Source organism: Cellvibrio sp. UBA7661 (genome assembly GCA_002483365.1).
Taxonomy (GTDB): domain Bacteria; phylum Pseudomonadota; class Gammaproteobacteria; order Pseudomonadales; family Cellvibrionaceae; genus Cellvibrio.
In genome coordinates this window covers 108,310-122,817 of record DLHT01000013.1, presented here as the reverse complement: position 1 = coordinate 122,817, position 14,508 = coordinate 108,310, and the positions used below count along the sequence as shown (strand labels likewise).

Below are 14,508 nucleotides of genomic sequence, written 5' to 3'. Positions count from 1 at the left end.
TAATGTCAATTGGTTTAAGTTAGAGCCAGTCGAGTCGATAGGTGTGGTTAATAATATGATGGAGAGTAATGAGCATTTTGGGAAAATTTATGTTGATAGAAATGCTGCATTGATACAAGCAATTGCATCATTCGCTCCGGAGATAGGTGTTGATACTCGGTATCGATCCACGCATATCGAACGTGATTCATTGGTTATAGCGGTTGGAGGCTAAATTATTAGCCGCTTACTAACAGTGTTTGACATTGTTAGTAAGCGGATTTCTTTTTTAAATTCCTGACGTAATTCCCCACGTATTTTCAGCTCTCCGTTTTACAAGCTTTTATACCGAATGTCAGCTTTTACCGGCGTAATTGATTCTCGCGAATGGCCGCAATTGGCCGAAACCAGAAATAAAACCCCCATCAAAAACAAAGGCGCCAACCGGCGCCTTTTTTTAATCTCTCACTACACATTAATCCATCTTAAAAAACGTAGCGCGATAGTGCTGCAGTTCTGCAATTGAATCTTTAATGTCATCCAACGCTAAATGTGCGCCGGATTTTTTTACGCCGGCGATGACATCTGGCCGCCAGCGGCGGGCTAATTCTTTTACGGTGCTTACGTCTAAATTGCGGTAGTGGAAGTAGTCTTCCAGTTTGGGCATGCCGCGGACTAAAAAGCGGCGGTCTTGGCAGATGGAGTTGCCGCAGATGGGGGATTTGCCTTTGGGTACCCATTGCTCTAAAAACTTAATGGTTTCCGCTTCTGCTTGTTCAATGCTGATTTGGCTTTCGCGCACGCGTTGGGTGAGGCCGGATTTGCCGTGTTGGTTGGTGTTCCAGTCATCCATATTTAACATGATGCTGTCAGGCTGGTGGATGGCGAATACGGGGCCTTCGGCGAGGATGTTGAGGTCGGCGTCGGTGACGATGGTGGCGATCTCGATGATGACGTCGGTATCGGGATTCAGGCCGGTCATTTCCAGATCAATCCAGATGAGATTGTTTTCATTCAACATAGGTAATTCCTCGACAACATGGGTTTTTACTTCGTAAATAGGGCACAATTGCGCGCAGCTTAAAGTAATTACCCAGTCTAGCCAAACATCACCCATTTCACAGGCCAGTTCACTCACGCATGTCCAAACGCAAACTTACTCGCCGCCAGCAATGGCGCATCGATAAAATTCAGGAAGAACGCACCGCACGCGCGGCCAAACGCGATTCTTTGGCCGACGAACAATTAAATGAGAGCGATTTGGGGCCTGAACAGCACGGGCTGATCATTACCCATTACGGCACCCAGGTGGTGGTGGAAGCGACCGAGGGCGAGGATGCAGGCAAACACCAGCGCTGCCACTTCCGCAGTAACCTTGGCTCGCTGGTGACTGGCGACAGAGTGGTGTGGCGCACTGGCAACCCGATGGGTGTGGTGGTGGCAGTTATGCCGCGCGATTCCGCCTTGCAGCGCCCTGATCCGCACGGCGATATGAAAACCGTGGCTGCGAATATTGACCGCATTATGATTGTGGTCGCGCCCTACCCTGAACCCCACGCGAATTTGATTGACCGCTACTTGGTAGCAGCCAATGCGATTGATATGGAACCGGTGTTAGTGATAAATAAAACCGACCGCATCGATGACAGCACACGCGACAAAATTACCTATCTTGAAACAACTTATCGCAACTTAGGTTACAAAGTGCTTATGGTATCCACCAAGACCGAAACCGGGCTTGATGAATTGCGTGAATATCTCACCCACTACACCAGCGTGTTTGTAGGGCAATCGGGCGTGGGAAAATCATCGCTGGTTAATGCGCTGTTACCAGAATCCAATTTGCGTGTGGGCGATTTGTCGGAGCGACAACAGGGTACGCACACAACTACCAGCGCGACACTTTTACACTTTCCCGGCGGCGGGCATTTGATCGATTCGCCCGGCATTCGCGAATTTGGTTTATGGCACATGGAGGAAGATGAAGTGCTGGAAGGGTTTATCGAATTCAAACCCTTTATTGGTCACTGTAAATTTCGCGATTGTTCGCATCGCCATGAACCCGGCTGTGCGATTTTAACAGCGCTGGCCGATGGCAAGATCAGCGCAACGCGCATGGATTCTTACCGTTATATTTTGCGTACGTTAAACGAGAATTAAATCCCTCCCCAGCCCTCCCTTGGCTACGCGCCGCGTTTCAAAGGGAGGGAGCCAAGCTCGCATTGAATGGGGCACCCACTTTGAAAAAGGGGGTCGGCGCAACCGGGGGGATTCACACTTTTAAAGAGGGAATACAAAAATGGCCTTACCCTTTGTAATTGAGCCAACACAACTTGCTGCATTGTTGGCGCAACCGGTGAATAACAAATTATTAATTATCGATATGTGTGCCGAGCAAACTTATTTGCAAGGGCACATCGATGGCGCAATTCACGTTCCACCGCATAAAATTTTAAGCGGCCAACCACCGGTACCGGGCAAGATCGCACAGGTTGAACAACTCAATCGCGTATTTTCATTTTTAGGATTAACACCAGACACACACGTAGTGGTGTACGACGATGAAGGCGGTGGCTGGGCCGGCCGAATGATTTGGACACTCGATGCCATCGGCCACAAACATTATTCCTATTTAAATGGCGGGCTGCATGCATGGATTGCATCTGGCCAATCGCTCACCAAAGAAATTCCGGTACTTACACCAACGCAAGTCAGCGTAAAAATTGATCCTAAAGTTGTTATTGAAATAACGGATATTTTAGGCGAACTGGATCGCGCGGATTTTGTAGTGTGGGATGCACGCAGCCCGGCAGAATATTCCGGTGAACGAGTAACAGCACAAAAAAATGGCCACATTCCCGGCGCGATTAATTGTGACTGGGCCAACCTGATGGATCGCGATAACGCATTAAGAATCCGCACTGATGCGCGCGAATATTTAGCATCGCTCGGTTTTACCGCTGACAAAAGAATTGTCACCCACTGCCAAAGCCACCACCGCTCCGGCTTTACTTATTTGGTAGGCAAAGCAGTTGGATTAAATATTCGCGGCTACCACGGCTCTTGGGCAGAATGGGGCAATCACCCGACAACACCGGTTGAAAAATAAAACTTCACACGCATTTTTCTCGCTCAAAAAATGCCCGCATTGCGGGCATTTAAGACAACACTGATCAGAAGCTATTCTAACTCCATCATCGCCCATTCCAATTTCATCATCACCCACTCCAATTTCATATTGATTTCTCATTTGTTTGCTAGACTCCCCTGCGACATATGTCACAGCGCCGCCGTTTGGAGAAAATTCAACCACATAATCCCAATCGAATAATTTTTATTATCGATGCGGCGCACACATGATCAGAAAAAACACACACGGAGCATTACATGAAAAAAACACTTTTAAGCACAGCACTGCTTAGCATGGCCCTCCCTTCTTTGGCGGCAGAACTTCACGGTAGCTTATCCGGTATGTCGGGTGCTGCTTATGCGACCGGCAATTACTCCGAAGGTGTATTGCTCAACCCTAGCTTGGGCGCTTATTACAATCCCGAAAAAGATGATTTCGCATTACTGCTCAGTGCAGGCGCATTAATTTCCGATCAGGATGATTTGATTGATCAGGCCGACGAACTGGTTGATCTGTTTGATGACATCAAAAACTCACAAACACTAACCGATGTTCAAGCCGAAGATTTAAAAACCCGCATTGAAAATATCGATGGCGACAGCGCGCTGCTTACTATTGGCAGTAATCTCGCATTGTCGATTCCTACCGAAGTCGTTTCAATGGCGTTAATTGTCAATGCGCGTGGCCATGTTTCATTGACCTCAAATGTGGATGAGAATGACTTTGCATTAATTGATCAATACGTAGCGCAAAATTTTGATCCATCTGATCTGGGAGATGAATTGGAATCTTCAATCACTGGTCATGGTGCCATCGTAACCGACCTGGGAATTTCGATCGCAAAAGCATTCAAGTTGGAAAACGGTAATCATTTATTGGTTGGTTTCAAACCCAAAAAAGTCGAAGTGGAAAGTATTATTTACACTGCTAACGTTGCCAACTTTGATGAAGGTGATTTCGATGCAGACGAATATACTTACAAAGAAGACGCAATAAACTATGACCTGGGCATTACTTATATTCAGGGCAATGTTCACTATGGTTTTGTCGCCAACAACCTGCAAAACAAAACATTTAAAACTATTGATCCCACCGAAACAATTTCAATTGAGCGCCAATTCACAAGCTCAGTCGGTTACGTGAAAGGCAATTTAAAAGCTGAACTCGCGTACGACTTGAATGCTGTCCCGGCGATTGGCATCAGAGGCGAGACACAAATGCTGCGCGCAGGTGTCGAGTACAGCGCATGGGAATGGCTACGTTTGCGAACCGGTTTTGAACAAGACCAAAAAGACACATTGGAAAATACCTATTCCGTTGGTATTGGTGTTGGCACATTCAATCTGGCTTACATCACCGGTTCAAACAATACTGAAGGCGTAGCGTTAAGTGGCGGATTGCGTTTCTAATTCAACCCAATCAAGCACAACAACATAATGCCTGTAAATAAAAAGCCCCCGACCAAATCATTGGCCGGGGGCTTTTTATGTGACGTTAAATCGATTCGGTTAACGCGAACGACGCATTACACCCAAACCAAACAATCCCAAACCGAACATCAACAATACTGATGGCTCGGGAACACTCACCACTGGCGGTGGAGTAAAGCCTTTTACGGTTTGCAAGTTGCCGGAAATACCAGCACCTAAAAAGCGCACACCGTCCAGGTTCAAACCATCACCCAATTGCATGTATGCATCCGGAGCGATGTAAGTACCTTTCATGGTGCCTGCCGCCACATTGACGTGACCTGCATTGTAAGCACCGTGCATATTGAACAGTACATTCTCGGCTTTCAGGCCACCGGCCAATGCAATCTCTGCACCGCCACCCAAATAGAAACCGAAGTAGTCAACGTTGATGATGAACACATCATCCGCGTCGCCACTCAATGTCAATTTACTACCAGCACTCAAACTCAAACCGAGAATATTGAATACCGATAAGTCGCCTTGGGTGTTAAACGTTTGGCTGGAATTGATGTAGCCCTTGCTAGAGCCAGTGAGATTTTTGGCCGCAACTGAAGCGGATTTAACATCCGTATACAGTGCATCCCAAAATGCAGCAGAAGCTTGCGCGTTGGCATCGCCTTCAATCGATGAACCCGGCTCCTGGATCAGCGAGCCATAATCTGCATCGCCATACACAATCGCGCCGTGCGCCATATTCAGCTGGTCACGGGCACCAACATTGCCATAAATATAAGCTTCAGAGCCCAACACCAGGCTACCCATATCCTGGATGCCATGATGCACAGTGGTACCTGTTGCCAGAAGGGTGTAATTGCCTGCATTACCCAAATCGACCGGCAATGCGAACACAGAAGCGGAGGTTAATGCACAGCTCATTACCACCGATTTAAAAATTTGCTTAATCACATGAACACCTTTGGTTGATTGTCAGGCCTCATGCCGTATTTATAAGATTTGTATGTAAGAGATTTTGTTTTAATAAGTAGTGGCCATTACGGCGACGTTTAAATCAGCAAAATTTGCACCATTTTAGGAAGAGTCCACAAAAACAGAGACTTAGATCGCATTAAGGATTTCACGGATGACAACGTTGTAAAGCAACCCGACGTTATTTTGTCAGGTTGATATTAGCGCCATCCTGCAGGCTGCCAGAAGCATGAACGGAAACATGGACGGAAACAGGAAAGTAAATGCTGGCACACAACCCACCCAATGCAGCGGACTCCGCCAATACCAGCCGCGCCCTGTGCCATTCCACGATGCGGGCGACAATCGCCAGCCCAAGGCCGTGCCCGCGGTAACTGCTGCCCTGTTCGCTGCGATAAAACGGCTTTAGCACTTTTTCACGTTCGTGTGGCGCAATCCCGGAGCCGTTGTCTTCCACATCCAGCCGAAGGTATCCGCCTTCCACAGCAAGGCCGAGATGCACAACGCCCCTGCCGTAATGCAGTGCATTTTGCAAAAGGTTATGGACCAGCATCGCGGTGTAATCCGGGTCGAGATCCACCGCCACTGCGCGCGCCTCTGTGGCTAGTCTGAGTGTTACCTGATCGCCATAGACATCGCCATGCAATTGCACAAGCAGATCAGCCAGCACCATCGGGCGGCGTTCAAACGCGATATTGGCCTGCTCCAGACGCGCGTAATTCAGCAGTGCTTCTACCAGCGCTTCCATCGCCGTTAAATCGCGGTTTAAGTGCGCGATATTATTTTGCTGCGCGTCGGTCAGTTCATCTTCCTGCAATACTTCCAAACCAAAGCGCAAACGCGCAAGTGGTGTGCGTAAATCGTGCGAGAGCCCGCGCGACAATAATTTATTGTCTGCGATTAATTGCTCAATGCGCTGCGCCATGCGATTGAATTCCAGTTCAATACTGTGGATGTAAGAACCGGCATCCGGTTCAATGCGCAGGGTTAAATCGCCCGCACCAAATGCCTGTGCGGTTTTGCGCAACAGCGATAAGCGGCGCAGCAGCGGATACAACCAAATCAGCACCACCAAAATAACGCCGCCGTAAAATAACAGCGTGAGCAACCAACGCAGTGAGTGCTGCGCATCCTGATGTAATTCCTCCGGCAAGGTTAACGACAACACCTGTTGGTGCACAGGCAAATAAAAATGCAACGTCAATTGATTGCCCGATTCCAACAACAGCGGCTCACCGGCAATAAATTTTGCTTTTACATCGCCCGGCAAGGGGAAATTTTTTTCGTCGGTCAATTGTGGCTGCAATGGAATACTGGCCAAACCGGAATGCAAATCACCGCGCAGCTGATCGAGCGAATACGCCAGTGCTGCGCCCAGGGTTTTATAGGCGCTGAAGGCGGGATCTTCGGTGGCAAAACGCGCGCTGTACCAGCGGTCTATTCCCCACCCCAGTCCAACTACCGCCGAAATAACCACCAGGAGCAGTGAGAGCGTCAAACGTTGCACAGACAATTACCGGTCATGTTATTCCCAGGTTTCAGGCGAAAATAAATAACCTTTCGCCCACACGGTTTTGATACGCACGGGTTGTTCGGGATTATCGTGCAGTTTTTTGCGCAAGCGCGAAATGCGAATATCGATGGAGCGATCAAAACCATCGTATTCAATACCGCGCAATTGCGTGACCAATTCTTCGCGGCGGATCACCTTACCTGCATTGCTTGCCAGCAACCAAAGCACATCAAATTCATGCGCGGTAATGGCGACAACTTCATCGCGGTAAAAAACCGTTTTGGCATCGCGCAGGATTTTTAATTGGCCAAAACGCAAAATGCCCTGTGCTGATGGCTCTTGCGGTTCACGGCGCAACAGCGCTTTCAAACGCGCAAGCAATACCCGCGGGCGAACCGGTTTGGACAGGTAATCATTTGCGCCTAATTCCAAACCTAAAATTTCATCTGCCTCTTCACCACAGGCAGTGAGCATTAAAATTGGTTGTGGATAAAACATACGTAATTCACGGCATACATCAAAACCGCTTTTGTACGGCAGCATCACATCAAGAATCACCAGATCGGGCGCATGCTGTTGCACATAAGCAGCGACCTGATCACCGCGCGCAATATGATGTACGCGATAATTGTGTCCGCGCAGATAATTCACAATCCACTCGGCGAGCGATGCATCATCTTCCACCAACAAAATGCTGGCCTGATGCTCTGTCGTTACTGCTGGCGTATTCATGACTGTAATTTTCCCAAAGGATCAAGGCGATGCGTTTTAAAATAAACGCCAATGGGTTTTTCGGCGGGTATTGGATTTATAAACCCACGCCACTTCCATAGTGGCTTGCGCCAATAATTGTTGCTGCGCGTTTTTCAATTGCAACACTTGCGATTGCGCGCTGGCAAATTCATACGCGTAATTACCTTGCGCCTGCGCTTGCCAACAATGTAATGGCTCGGGTTGGTCATCGACATACAAACAATAGTTTCCTACCTGCTCACTACTCCAGGAAACCTGCACCTTCTGGTAACACATTTGTCCCTGGTGCAATGCAACACAGCGCACCGGAGTCAGCAGCACACTGGCTTGCGTTGCAGATGTGTTGACCGATGGATTGTTAATATTATTTGCAGCATTGACCGATGTATCACCAGCCGCACACAATAAAGGCGATAACAAAATCGCTGCGGTGATTAACAATCCTTGGAATATTCTTGCCATAACCATCGCCGCTAGAATACGTAACTGATGGACGTGGCAATCATGTCGCCATGATTGTCCAGAATAAGCGGACTTTTTTCAGCATCGGTACCTATGTCAATGCGGCGGATCAAACTGCGCAGCACCCATTTCTCACTCAGCGGGTAAGTTGCCCCCAGTTCACCTACGTAGGCCATCGCTGACGATGCAGAAAATACCGGAAATTGCGCAGATGCTTCTGTTTCATCGATACCAAAATAATAATTGGTGATCTGGCGCGAGCGATAAGTTGCACCGACAATGCCGTGAATCGTCCAATTGCGGTATTGCCAGTGACGTGCAAGCTTGAGTGAATACAATTCGCCGTGATGGGTGTTACTGATGTCAGTGAGTGCGTGTAATTGCACGATGTAATTACCAAGATACGCTGTCGCGCGCGGCCCGGACATAAAATCGAAATGCCGTTTTTTTAATCCGCGATAATCATTGGATTCCTCCGCGCTCATTTCATCGTGTTGCATCAGCGCAACCCAATCTATCGCCCAATTTTCCCCGTTGTGAAAATTGTAGCCGAGCGTAAATTGCTCCAGACTTTGTGAAAATAATTCAGCAAAAAATCCGCGGTATTGATAGCGCGCGTTGATATCCACAAATAATTCCGGATGGACTTCGTCTTTTTCATTACCTTCCGGCGCGCCCAATATGGGGCTGGTATAGGCTGTTACGCCCATACCAATTTCAAAGTAACCGCCGTCGCCGGAATCCGGCCCCGACGCACCTTTGCGTACATCGCTGGAAAGATCGCCTGCCAGCGCGGATAACGGCAACATGCCCATGCACACCGACAAAACGATAATGAACAACGCGCGCGAACGATTAATCCCCATAACCACTATCAACACCCTAATAATAAAAACGCTAACGACAGTTTTAGAACGAAAGACAACGATTTAAAACGAAAGAAACCTATTTAATTAAAACGAGAGCGACATACCGACCGCCGGAATAATGCCCATACCCACTTCATCTTCCAATTTAAAATCTTGCGCTGACTGGGTGCGTTTGTAATCCAGATTGCGGTCGGTCACATTGCGCCGGTTGAGGGCGTTGAGAATATCAATATTGTAGGTGCCGGTGTAACCCCATAATGTCATATCGCGCTTGAAACGCACGTCAAGCCGTGTGTACACCGGCAAGTTTTCCGAATAGGGCTCGCCGTATACCGGCAGTATGCGGCCTTCAAACCAGGGGTTGGGCTGCACACCGACAATCGGGGTAATGGCGCGGCCTGATTGCGCCGTCAAACGTGTGCCCATCGTCCACCGATCATTGAGTTGATAATTCATGACCCAATTCAATACCAGCGGCGTATCCAAATAATAATCGCGCTCAACGCCTGTCAGTTTGTTGGTGCGCGTACTGCGCGATGCACTGATAGCAAGCCAACCGTACCAGCGCTCGGTCAAACCTTTGTTGATAAAAATATCCACTCCGTATGCATCGCCTTCTACATCGTTGGTATAAAGCGCGCTGTTGTTATTGTTACTGTTGTTAGCAACGCTGCTGCCGTTATTGAGATTCACATCGCTAGCAAGCGGCAAATCATCCATGGTTTTGTAGTAAGTAGTAACCGACCAACTCCACTCATTATCCAATTCGTGTTTGATACCGAATGTGTAATGGTTTGAGGTGGGCGATTTCAATTCAGTGTTGCCAATTTCCGGGAATATTTTGTCAATATCCGGCAAGCGATTGTAGGAACCGGCAGAGGTATTGATCGTCCAGTTGTCGATAAATTCCCACGCGACAGCTATACGCGGATGGGTAAAGGTTTCATCGGTGTAATTGTTGTAATGGGTTTGTACGCCGACATCGACAGCCACGCGATCACTCAGCAGCCAATGATCATTGATATACGCTGAGTGTTCACGGATATTTACGTCATCTGCCGCTACCAATAATTCACCGCGGCGCAATTCGCAATCCGGATCAAATTCGGTGCACACATAATTGATAAAGCGCGCATCGTAACGGTATTGGGTATCGTGCGCTTCTGCACCCAGCGACAAGGTGTGGCGCTCACCTAACAGCAGATCGTAGTGAACGAGTGCATAATTATCTTCCGTGGTGATGTCAAAAAAATAGTTATCGCCACCCCAAAATGTATCTTCCTGTTTTTGGTAATGGCCAATTTGTACATCTAATTCTTGACGTTCATCGGGTGCAAATTGCCAGCGCAAATTTTGGTTATTGAATTGGTTTTTGATTTTGGCATTACCGGCAAAATCCGGTTCTTCCATCACCTCGGTTGAGCGCTCGGTAAATTCTGCTGCGGCCAAATCACTCGCGCCGTTTGCACTGAACGTCAGCTTGTGCGCATCGCCAATACGATATTGGTATTTGAATTGGTAGTCGGTGTCTTCTGGCGCATCCTGCACACGGATGCCATCTTCTTGGTCGGCTTCGTCGGTATCATAAAAATATTGCAACAAGCTTGCGCGCGCCGATACATAAAAAGCCGAATTGTCGGTGACCTCGCCTTCGGTAAAAATCCCCGCGCGCAAAATAGAGATATCCACTTTGCTACTGATGTCCTGCGCTTTGGGATCGCGCAATTTGATATCAAATACGCCGCCAATCGCATTGCTGTAACGCGGCCCAAAACCCGCTGAATACAACTCGAAGTTCTGGATAATATTTTCATGGAAAATCGAAGTGGAAAAGGCATGGAATACATACGCAGCCGGTGCACCATCCACCAAATAGCGGTTATCACTGGGCGATGAACCGCGCACTGCCGGTGCACCGCCACCATCGCCTTCACTGATCACACCGGGCAGGCTAAACACCGCCATCAGCGGATCACTCAATGAGCCGGGAACATCAATCATTTTTTGCGCCTGCTCGGTAATAACCGAGTAATCACCCTGACGGCCTTGCACAAACAGTTCTTCAACCGCTTCGCCATCAGCAGATACAGAATCGGCAAATACAGGATTGGCAACTATCGACAATGCAACTATCAACAACTCAACTATCAACAACACAATAGTTGCCGGAACAAACGCAAATGAAACCAGCAGGCAGTGGATTAATGAAGGGCGCGGTTTGGAGCTGAGCATGGCAGTTTCCTTTTTGGCTGCAAATAATCCGCACAGCCTACTGACTGGCCGCCAGCATGGGTGTAACAGTGCGCAAGCGTCTGTATCCATCTGTAACAACTCCGCGCGATTTATTGCGAAAACAACCTGATTGTTAAAAGAAATTATCAAAATGGTCTAAAGAGAACAGTGTCGCACCGCAGGAAGCACCTATACTTTTTTGGTAATCAGAAGAGGGATGACTATGAAGTTTCTGAAACCGGCCAGTACCTTGGCATCCGCGAAGAACCCACTGGCCAAACCCTGGAAAGTGGCTGTTATCGATGATGAAGAGCAAGTGCACGCCGTCACCCAACTGGTGCTTAAAAATACCCAGCTCGATGGCCAACCCTTGCAATTTCTCAACGCTTATAGCGCTGAGGATGGCTTGCGTTTATTTCAGGATCACCCGGATATCGCTCTGGCATTTATTGATGTAGTGATGGAAAGTGACGACGCCGGTTTGCAGCTGATCCACAAAATCCGCAACGATCTGCAAAACCATTCCACGCGTATTGTGCTGCGCACCGGCCAACCCGGTAGCGCACCGGAAGAAACGATTATCCGCACTTACGACATCAATGATTACAAAAGCAAAACCGAACTGACCGATACTAAATTAAAAACCTGCGTTTACTCATCCATCCGCTCCTATCGCGACATCCTCACCATTGAAACCAGCAAGCGCGGTATGCAAAAAGTCATCGCCGCATCGGACTCAGTACTGCGCAGTCAGACACTCCACCAATTTGGCAACGCCATCTTGAGCCACACGGTACAGTTGCTGAATATCAAAACCGCTGAAATGTATTTGGTGAGTCAACATATCGATTTATTTGGCGATGCTGAATTAATTTTATTGGCCGCGACAGGCGATGAAGTCAAACTCAATAATCAATGGGATACCGACATACTTCCTGCAGATGTCAAACACGCCATCATTGACGCATTGGAGCAACAACAATCATCAGTGGCTGAAAATGTTTTTGTTGGTTATTACCACACCAATGAAAATACCCAGAGCGTGCTCTACACCCGCTTCCATGAAGCACATAACGCGCAGCAGGATGAAATTTTAAAATTATTTGCGGCCAACATTACGTTGATTTTCCAAAATTTGCACAACCGTGAGCACATCCAGGAAACCCAAAAAGAATTACTGTTGGTATTGGGCGATGCGATTGAACAGCGCTCAAAAGAAACCGGTTCACATGTGCGCCGCGTTGCGCTGATGTGCGAACTCATGGCGTTGAAACTGGGCCAATCCAGTGAATACGCCGAGATTTTGAAACACGCATCGCCACTGCACGACATCGGCAAAATCGGCATACCGGAAAGCATTTTGCACAAACCAGGAAAGCTCAATGATGAAGAATGGGAAGTGATGAAAACCCACGCGCAAATTGGCTACGATCTATTACAAGGCTCTACCCGTACCATCGCCAAAATGGGCGCGCGTATCGCCGTGAGTCATCACGAACATTGGGACGGTAATGGCTACCCTAACGGCCTTAAAGGCGAAGACATCCCGCTGGAAGGGCGTATAGTCGCCATTATTGATGTGATCGACGCACTCGGTTCCGAGCGCTCCTATAAAAAACCCTGGCAAGAAAGTGAAATTATCCAGTACGTCAGCGAGCGCCGCGGCAAACAATTTGACCCGGCGATTGTGGATGCGGCGCTGGAATTATTTGAAGCTTTCCGCGAGATTCGCCGCAACTTACCCGACCATACACACCACTGATAAATAACGGATCACCATGACCAGATCGCTTTACGATATTTTGCTCGACGTTTCCAAATCCACCATGATTGATGACGGCGATTTAAATGCTGCCGGTTTGTTGATTCTCACTGCCGCTATCCACGGATTACGCATCAGCCGCGCAGGCATTTGGTTATTATCGGAAGACAAACAAGCCATTTGCGGAAAAATGCTGATTGATGGTGATGACTGTAAATTGGATACCGATTTATGCCTGTTGCGCGAACACTTCCCACGCTACTTTGACAGCTTGGACACCGATCGCGCGATTGTCGCCAACAACGCACAAGAAGATGACAGCACCAATGAATTCCGCGATAGCTATTTAATTCCCTACGGCATTACCTCCATGCTGGATGCACCTATCCGCCACCGCGGCAATATGCTGGGGATTATTTGCTGTGAGCATCAAGGTGACATGCGCGAATGGACGAATGAAGAGATCGCCTTTGTGAGCGCACTGGCCGACACTTATGGCCGCGCTGTCAGCGCAGCGCAGCGCAACGATTACGAGCAACAACTAAAAAAAATTAACGAGCAGCTGGAAGAAAAAATCAATGAACGCACCAATGTGCTGCAAGATGCACTGCGCAATTTGAATCACACCCAGGCAAAATTAATTGAAAGCGAAAAACTCGCATCACTCGGGCGATTGGTATCGGGACTTGCCCATGAAATCAATACGCCCTTGGGTATCGCAGTCACGTCAGCCAGCCATTGCGCCAACGAATTAAAGCAGGTGCAGCAACTCTATCGCGACGACGCATTAAGTGAAGAGGCGTTTGCACAATTTCTGACAAACATTGACGACGGCCTCAGCCTGATTAACAACAACCTCGGCCGCGCTGCCACCTTGGTACAAAACTTCAAACTCTCCGGAGCAATTCACATTGCCAACGAAGAGGAACAATTTGAACTGCGCGCGTGTATTGAATTAACACTGAAAAGTCTGCAACCGCTGCTGAAAAAAAATCACATCGATTGCACGCTGTTGCCCGGTGCAGAGATCAACATCAACAGCTACCCGGGTGCTATCGCCCAGATTATTACCAACCTGATCACTAACTCCATCCACCATGCGTTTGCCAATACCAGCGATAAAAAAATCCGTATCGAATTACGCGAATCCCAAGGCCAAGTCGTACTTCACTACACCGACAACGGCTGCGGCATCGCCAATGATATCCGCGCAAAAATCTTTGAACCCTTCTTCACCACCGCCCGCCGCACCGGCGGCTCAGGGCTAGGCCTGTCGATTGTGTACAACCTGGTAACACAAAAACTGAAAGGCGAAATAATCATCAGCGAAGACCAAAGCCAGGGCGCCAGTTTTGAGGTAATTTTGCCTAATCAGCATTAACCGCGATTTATCCCTCTTTGGACGGCAG

13 protein-coding genes are annotated in these 14,508 nt (G+C 48.3%); 6 read left to right on the top strand and 7 right to left on the bottom strand.

The genetic code is table 11. The features are described from left to right. Positions 1-214, top strand: a 214-nt coding sequence (locus B2739_RS11595) for a hypothetical protein (RefSeq protein WP_331346015.1), incomplete at its 5' end; no start/stop codon positions are given. A 240-nt stretch (positions 215-454) separates the two neighbouring features. Here the strand turns inward: B2739_RS11595 and orn are convergent. Next, a complete protein-coding gene (gene orn, locus B2739_RS11590; RefSeq protein WP_049632362.1) occupies positions 455-1,000 on the bottom strand; it encodes an oligoribonuclease in 546 nt (181 codons plus the stop codon). A gap of 119 nt (positions 1,001-1,119) precedes the next feature. Here orn and rsgA point away from each other — a divergent pair, with 119 nt between their 5' ends. From rsgA to traF, 3 genes are all read left to right on the top strand, one after another. Further along, positions 1,120-2,139, top strand: coding sequence for a small ribosomal subunit biogenesis GTPase RsgA (rsgA, locus tag B2739_RS11585; RefSeq protein WP_331346014.1), 1,020 nt, complete (start codon positions 1,120-1,122; stop codon positions 2,137-2,139). Positions 2,140-2,278: 139 nt separating this feature from the next. Then, positions 2,279-3,088 carry a sulfurtransferase gene (locus B2739_RS11580; protein WP_331346013.1) on the top strand — a complete coding sequence of 270 codons (810 nt, stop codon included), beginning with the start codon at positions 2,279-2,281 and terminating at the stop codon, positions 3,086-3,088. A gap of 278 nt (positions 3,089-3,366) precedes the next feature. Further along, complete coding sequence (gene traF / locus B2739_RS11575) at positions 3,367-4,518, top strand: conjugal transfer protein TraF (protein WP_331346012.1); 1,152 nt, start codon at positions 3,367-3,369, stop codon at positions 4,516-4,518. 99 nt (positions 4,519-4,617) lie between these two features. Here the strand turns inward: traF and B2739_RS11570 are convergent, their stop codons facing one another. From B2739_RS11570 to B2739_RS11545, 6 genes are all read right to left on the bottom strand, one after another. Next, positions 4,618-5,487, bottom strand: coding sequence for a PEP-CTERM sorting domain-containing protein (locus tag B2739_RS11570; RefSeq protein ID WP_331346011.1), 870 nt, complete (start codon positions 5,485-5,487; stop codon positions 4,618-4,620). A gap of 202 nt (positions 5,488-5,689) precedes the next feature. Continuing rightward, positions 5,690-7,015 (bottom strand): ATP-binding protein, encoded by a 1,326-nt coding sequence (locus B2739_RS11565; RefSeq protein ID WP_331346010.1) that lies wholly within the window; start codon positions 7,013-7,015, stop codon positions 5,690-5,692. A gap of 18 nt (positions 7,016-7,033) precedes the next feature. Further along, positions 7,034-7,753, bottom strand: a complete 720-nt coding sequence (locus B2739_RS11560; protein ID WP_331346009.1) for a response regulator — start codon at positions 7,751-7,753, stop codon at positions 7,034-7,036. A gap of 36 nt (positions 7,754-7,789) precedes the next feature. Then, positions 7,790-8,236: a DUF3019 domain-containing protein gene (locus B2739_RS11555; protein WP_331346008.1), complete on the bottom strand. Its 447-nt coding sequence runs from the start codon at positions 8,234-8,236 to the stop codon at positions 7,790-7,792. 11 nt (positions 8,237-8,247) lie between these two features. After that, the gene (locus tag B2739_RS11550) at positions 8,248-9,102 is read right to left on the bottom strand and encodes a MipA/OmpV family protein (RefSeq protein ID WP_331346007.1); all 855 of its coding nucleotides are present in this window, start codon (positions 9,100-9,102) and stop codon (positions 8,248-8,250) included. 87 nt (positions 9,103-9,189) lie between these two features. Beyond that, positions 9,190-11,337, bottom strand: coding sequence for a TonB-dependent receptor plug domain-containing protein (locus B2739_RS11545; RefSeq protein ID WP_331346006.1), 2,148 nt, complete (start codon positions 11,335-11,337; stop codon positions 9,190-9,192). Between the two features lie 223 nt (positions 11,338-11,560). On the opposite strand from B2739_RS11545, the gene B2739_RS11540 reads away from it, so the two are divergent. After that, on the top strand, positions 11,561-13,099 hold the full coding sequence (locus B2739_RS11540; RefSeq protein WP_331346005.1) for a DUF3369 domain-containing protein: 1,539 nt from the start codon (positions 11,561-11,563) through the stop codon (positions 13,097-13,099). 16 nt (positions 13,100-13,115) lie between these two features. After that, a complete protein-coding gene (locus tag B2739_RS11535) occupies positions 13,116-14,480 on the top strand; it encodes a GAF domain-containing sensor histidine kinase (RefSeq protein WP_331346004.1) in 1,365 nt (454 codons plus the stop codon). Positions 14,481-14,508 lie beyond the last annotated feature (28 nt).

What these genes read in the sequence shown, in the direction of transcription:
- orn (WP_049632362.1), bottom strand. Translation starts at nt 1,000, where the DNA reads ATGTTGAATGAAAACAATCTCATCTGGATTGATCTGGAAATGACCGGC.
- rsgA (WP_331346014.1), top strand. Translation starts at nt 1,120, where the DNA reads ATGTCCAAACGCAAACTTACTCGCCGCCAGCAATGGCGCATCGATAAA.
- B2739_RS11580 (WP_331346013.1), top strand. Translation starts at nt 2,279, where the DNA reads ATGGCCTTACCCTTTGTAATTGAGCCAACACAACTTGCTGCATTGTTG.
- traF (WP_331346012.1), top strand. Translation starts at nt 3,367, where the DNA reads ATGAAAAAAACACTTTTAAGCACAGCACTGCTTAGCATGGCCCTCCCT.
- B2739_RS11560 (WP_331346009.1), bottom strand. Translation starts at nt 7,753, where the DNA reads ATGAATACGCCAGCAGTAACGACAGAGCATCAGGCCAGCATTTTGTTG.
- B2739_RS11555 (WP_331346008.1), bottom strand. Translation starts at nt 8,236, where the DNA reads ATGGCAAGAATATTCCAAGGATTGTTAATCACCGCAGCGATTTTGTTA.
- B2739_RS11550 (WP_331346007.1), bottom strand. Translation starts at nt 9,102, where the DNA reads ATGGGGATTAATCGTTCGCGCGCGTTGTTCATTATCGTTTTGTCGGTG.
- B2739_RS11545 (WP_331346006.1), bottom strand. Translation starts at nt 11,337, where the DNA reads ATGCTCAGCTCCAAACCGCGCCCTTCATTAATCCACTGCCTGCTGGTT.
- B2739_RS11540 (WP_331346005.1), top strand. Translation starts at nt 11,561, where the DNA reads ATGAAGTTTCTGAAACCGGCCAGTACCTTGGCATCCGCGAAGAACCCA.
- B2739_RS11535 (WP_331346004.1), top strand. Translation starts at nt 13,116, where the DNA reads ATGACCAGATCGCTTTACGATATTTTGCTCGACGTTTCCAAATCCACC.